The sequence below is a fragment of the Mycobacterium sp. 1423905.2 genome, from assembly GCF_001673155.1.
In the GTDB taxonomy this organism is placed as follows: domain Bacteria; phylum Actinomycetota; class Actinomycetes; order Mycobacteriales; family Mycobacteriaceae; genus Mycobacterium.
In genome coordinates, this window is the sequence record NZ_LZLE01000036.1 from 1 (window position 1) to 1066 (window position 1066).

The window sequence follows — 1066 nt, forward strand, 5'->3', positions numbered from 1 at the left end:
CCGGCACCGCAAGTGCGGGTGCGACCGCGGGCAACAACGGCAGCGGCGGCGTGGGCGGCAAGGGCGGCAACGCCGGCTACGCCGGTGACGGCGGCCGCGGCGCTGAGGGCACCAGCAGCTTCCTCGACGGCGGCGCAGGCGGCGCCGGCGGCAACGCGGGCAGCATCGGCCAGGGCGGTGCCGGCGGTACCAACGGTGGCGGCGGCACCGCACTCAGCGGCGCCAACGGCACCGGCGCCAACGGCGGCAACGGCGGCGCCGGCGGTAACGGCGCGGTGGGCGCCAACGGGCTCAACGGCGTGAACTCGAGCAACCCGAACGGCACCGATGGCAGCACGGGCGGCAACGGCGGCGCCGGTGGCGCGGGCGGTAAGGGCGTGGGCGCCGGGTTCAAGGGCGGTAACGGTGGCGCCGGTGGCATCGGTGGCGCCGGCGGCGCCGGCGGCAGCGGCATCGATGGCGCCAACGGCGTGACGACGACCGGGGCGGGCACGTCCGGCCAAGCCGGCGGCAACGCCGGCAGCGGTGGCGCCGGCGGCAACGGCGGCCAGGGCGGTGCGGCGGGCGCGGCCAACGGCGGCGCCGGCGCGGGCACCGCCGGCAACGGTGGCGCCGCGGGCAAGGGCGGCAACGCCGGCACCGCGGGTGCTGGCGGCATCGGCGCCGCGGGCGCCAACGGCGTCTCCGGTGTCAACAACGGCGCCGGCTACAACGGCGGTAATGGTGGTGCCGGCGGTAAGGGCGGCAACGGCGGTAACGGCGGCACCGGCGGACTTGCCGGAGCCACCAACGGCGGCACCGCGGGCACCGCGGGCGCCAACGGTAACGGCGGCAACGCCAGCAACGGTGGCGCCGGTGGCGCGGCCGGCTCCGGTGGGGCCGGCATCACCGGGGCCAACGGGGTCGCGGGAGTCAACAGCGGTGCCGGACAGGCCGGCGGTGACGGCGGTGCCGGTGGCACCGGCGGGGCCGGCGGCGCCGGCGGTAAGGCCGGCACCGCAAGTGCGGGTGCGACCGCGGGCAACAACGGCAGCGGCGGCGTGGGCGGCAAGGGCGGCAACGCCGG

At 79.1% G+C, this 1066-nt stretch carries 1 pseudogene; it reads left to right on the forward strand.

Going from position 1 to position 1066, the window contains the following annotated elements:
* Window positions 1-1066, forward strand: a pseudogene (locus A9W95_RS27105) (PE family protein); the annotation flags it as partial.